We start from the raw sequence: 4,127 nt of genomic DNA, 5'->3' as shown, positions 1-4,127 counted from the left end.
GGTCCCGCCCCAGAACGACGCCTTCTACCAGCCCCCCAACCCGCTGCCCGCCGGACGTCCCGGCGACATCATCCGCTCCCGCACCGCGAGCTACCCGCCCCTGCTCGGCGTCTCGTCCACCCAGGTGCTCTACCGGTCGGTGAACGCGACCGGCCAGGCCATCGCCGTCTCCGGAACCGTCCTGGTGCCCAAGCTCCCCTGGCTCGGCGGCGGGTCCCGTCCGCTGGTCTCCTACGGCGTCGGGACGCGCGGCCTCGGCGACGAGTGCGCCCCGTCCTACACGCTCTCCCGCGGGCTCGACTACGAGCAGACCTTCATCAACGGCCTGCTGCTCAAGGGATGGGCCGTCGCCGTCACCGACATGGAGGGGCTCGGCACCCCCGGCATCCACACCTACACGGTGGGCCAGTCGGAGGGACGCGCCGTCCTCGACATGGCCCGCGCCGCCGAGCGCCTCCCGTCCTCCGGCCTCAGCGCCACCACCCCCGTCGGCCTGCAGGGCTACTCGCAGGGCGGCGGATCGGTCGGCTGGGCCGCCGAACTCGCCCCCACCTACGCGCCGGAACTCCGGATCAAGGGCGTGAGCGCGGGCGGCGTCCCCGCCGACCTCGTCGCGGTCGGCAAGTTCCTGGACGGCAGCGCCGGCATGGGCCTGGCGTTCCTGTCCGCGGTCGGCTACGACACCGCCTACCCCGAGCTGAACCTGGAGAGCTACCTCAACGACGCCGGCCGCAAGCTCCTGGCCAACAACAAAGACGTCTGCCTGGTCAGCGTGGACGGCGTCGGCGCCATCGGCGGCACGGCGTTCCGCCACATCACCGACTTCACGACCACCAACCCGCTGACCTCGCCCACCTGGCTCGCCCGCTTCGCCGAGAACAAGCTCGGCGGCGCGAAGCCGCCCATGCCGGTCTTCCAGGCCCACGCGGCGGCCGACGAACTCGTCCCGCTCGCCCAGGCGGACGCCCTGCACCGCACCTGGTGCCAGGCGGGCGCGAACCTGACCTGGCGGACCTACCCCCTCGCCGAGCACGCCCTCGGACTGGTCCAGGCGTTCCCCGACATGACCGCCTTCCTCAACGACCGCTTCCAGGGCAGGCCCGTCACCGGCAACTGCTGACCACCCCGGGCAGGCCGTGACCGGCGACCGCCGACCACCCCGGACGCAGGCCGTCACCGGCGCCTCCCGACCACCGCGATCCCGGAACCTCTCCCAGATCCCCTGGAGACTCCGCAGGCCACCCGCCTATGCTGCCAGCGCCCGCCGGAACAGAACCCCGTGCACCGGCGGGCGCGGGCGGCGCCCGGCGCCCTCGTGCGCCGCGCCCCGCGCGTCGCCCGTCGGGCGCTGCAACGAGGAGGTGTGGTGGCAGGTCACATGACGCCGGAGGAGTTCCGGCGGTACGGCAAGCAGGTCATCGACTGGATCGCCGACTACCACGAGTCGATCGAGTCCCGCCCCGTGATGTCGCAAGCCCGGCCCGGCGACGTGCTGGTCGCGCTCCCCGAGCACCCGCCGGAGAAGGGCGAGGGCTTCGACGGCCTTCTCGACGTCCTCGAACGGGACGTCATGCCGGGCGTCACCCACTGGCAGCATCCGGCCTTCTTCGGCTACTTCCCGGCCAACGCGAGCGGCCCCGCCATCCTCGGCGACCTGCTGTCCTCCGGACTCGGCGTCCAGGGGATGATGTGGGCCACCAGCCCTGCCGCGACCGAGCTGGAGACCCGCGTCGCCGACTGGATGGCCGACCTGCTCGACCTGCCCGCCGGATTCCGCGGCAACGGCGTCATCCAGGACTCGGCGTCCAGCGCGTGCCTGGTCGCCCTCCTGTCCGCCCTGCACCGCGCCGGCGGGGGAGCGCCCGGACGCGATGGCATCGACCGCCGCTACACGCTCTACATCAGCTCGCAGACCCACTCGTCCCTGGAGAAGGCCGCCCGCGTCGCGGGCGTGGGTGCGAGCAATGTCCGCGTCGTGGACGTGGACCCCGCCACCCTCGCCATGGACCCGGCCCACCTGGACGCCCTGATCCGCGAGGACGTCGCCGCCGGAGCGACACCCGCCATGGTCTGCGCGACCGTCGGCACCACCTCCACCACGGCCGTCGACCCCGTCCCCGCCATCGGCGAGATCTGCCGCGCGCACGACGTGTGGCTGCACGTGGACGCCGCTTACGCCGGGGTCGCCGCCGTCTGCCCCGAGTTCCGCTGGGTCAACGACGGCCTCGCCGAGTACGCCGCGTCCTACTCCACCAACCCGCACAAGTGGCTGCTCACCAACTTCGACTGCACCCTGCTCTGGATGGCCGACCGCGCCCCCATGCTGGGCGCCCTGTCGATCCTCCCCGAGTACCTGCGCAACCAGGCGTCCACCTCGGGGGAGGTCGTCGACTACCGCGACTGGCAGATCCCGCTCGGCCGCCGCTTCCGCGCCCTGAAGCTCTGGTCGGTCATCCGCTGGTACGGGGCCGAGGGCCTGCGCGAGCACATCCGGGCCGGCGCGCGCCTCGCGGACGAGCTCGCCGAGCTCATCGGCGCCGACCCCCGTTTCGAGGTCCGCTCCGACCACCCGTTCGGCCTGGTCTGCTTCCGTCCGCTCTGGGACGGCCTGACCACCGAGGAGGCCAACGCCGCCACCCTCGACGTCCTGCAGCGGCTCAACGCCTCCGGCGACCTCCTGCTCACCCACACCAAGATCGACGGACACGTCCTCATCCGGATGGCGATCGGAGCCCCCGGCACCGAACGCCGCCACATCCTCGCCGCCTGGGACCGCATCCGCGAGGAGACCAAGACCACCGGTCGAACGGACCAGGCCACCGGCTGAACGGAATGGGCCGCCGCCCCGGCAGGGGCGGCGGCCCGAGTCCCACGGCGCACCGATGACGGCGCGTTCCCGGCGTCCGGTCAGGTGTCCGGCGTCCGGTCAGGCGCCGGCCCAGTGCGCCGCGACGACCGCGGCGGCTGCGAGCCCCTGGACCTTCCCCGCCTCAGCCGACGGACCGCGCGTCCCGGGGGAGAGCGGGTCCGTGCCGAACGCCGCGACGGACGCCTCGTCCGCGAGGATCACATCCACGACGGCACCCGCGTCCCGCAGCGCCGCGACCTGCCCGTCCAGCGCCGGATCGGTCAGCGGGGCGACGACGAGGACGCGCTCGAACCCGGCCGCCAGGTCGGCGTTCACCATCGACCGGATGCCGCCGTCGGTATAGCGCGCGTCCCCGATCGTCACCGGCGGCCAGATCCCCGGCACGGCGCAGCTCGACGCGACCGCGTCCACCAGGGACACACCCGAGTCCTTCGTCCAGATCACCGGCTCGCCCGTCGCGGCGTTCACCGCCGGCACCAGAAGGGGACGGTCCGGCCACTCGTGCACCGGAAGCCTTCCCTCGATGACCGCGTACCGCTCCTTCTCCGGGACGGTCTCGGCGGCCAGCGCGTAAGCCCCGACCTCGCGACGGATGTCCCCGATGTCGGAGTGCTCGGCCTGGATCCGCGTCATCTGCTCGAACACCCGCTCCAGCGAGACGCCCGGCGGGACGAACTCGTGGTTCTGCAAGGCGGGATCGGTCTGCCGCGCGTACAGCTCGGCCGGCGTGAGGCCCGCCCCCACCTGCGCGGCCACCGACGACCCGGCCGACGTCCCCACGAGGAGATCAGCGTCGAGCACGTTCGCCCCGGCCTCGGCCAGCCCCACGAGGACGCCGACCTCCCAGGCGATTCCCGCGACGCCGCCTCCACCCAGCACCAGTGCCGTTCGTCCGCTCAAGCCGTCCTCCTGGAGATCGTTCGAAGCCATGATCATGGCAACGCGTGGGTGCCGGAAGATACTCCGGGGCGGTCTGGTTTGACATCCGCTCCGCGGGGCACGTATGTTTGCTCCTTGTCCCCACGGGATGCAGGACGCGCGGACACGCGGCGGCCGACCGGGGGAGCCCCTTCACGAACCACAGGACACGACATTCCGTCGTGCCCTGCGTGCTGTGGCATGCCAGAAAGGCTCGATTTTGCGAATCGGTCCGGATCTGGTGGAATAGAAGTGCCGCAGGGAACGGCCGCGAAAGCGGGCGGGAACTGCGGAATCGGAATCGGCCGGGAATTGACAGACCGGGCGGAACTGATAAAGT

At 72.3% G+C, this 4,127-nt stretch carries 3 protein-coding genes; 2 read left to right on the top strand and 1 reads right to left on the bottom strand.

Going from position 1 to position 4,127, the window contains the following annotated elements; translation table 11 throughout:
* Both AB0J52_RS30240 and AB0J52_RS30235 read left to right on the top strand, forming a co-directional pair.
* Nucleotides 1–1,120: lipase family protein (locus AB0J52_RS30240; protein ID WP_500186054.1), on the top strand; the 1,120-nt coding region annotated here is incomplete at its 5' end.
* A gap of 246 nt (nucleotides 1,121–1,366) precedes the next feature.
* The gene (locus tag AB0J52_RS30235; RefSeq protein ID WP_500186053.1) at nucleotides 1,367–2,827 is read left to right on the top strand and encodes a pyridoxal-dependent decarboxylase; all 1,461 of its coding nucleotides are present in this window, start codon (nucleotides 1,367–1,369) and stop codon (nucleotides 2,825–2,827) included.
* A 99-nt stretch (nucleotides 2,828–2,926) separates the two neighbouring features.
* Here the strand turns inward: AB0J52_RS30235 and AB0J52_RS30230 are convergent, their stop codons facing one another.
* Nucleotides 2,927–3,769, bottom strand: a complete 843-nt coding sequence (locus tag AB0J52_RS30230; RefSeq protein WP_500186052.1) for a patatin-like phospholipase family protein — start codon at nucleotides 3,767–3,769, stop codon at nucleotides 2,927–2,929.
* Nucleotides 3,770–4,127 lie beyond the last annotated feature (358 nt).

Origin of the sequence: Spirillospora sp. NPDC049652, from assembly GCF_040675125.1 — a bacterium.
Classification (GTDB): Bacteria; Actinomycetota; Actinomycetes; order Streptosporangiales; family Streptosporangiaceae; genus Spirillospora.
This window is presented reverse-complemented; position numbering and strand designations above follow the sequence as displayed.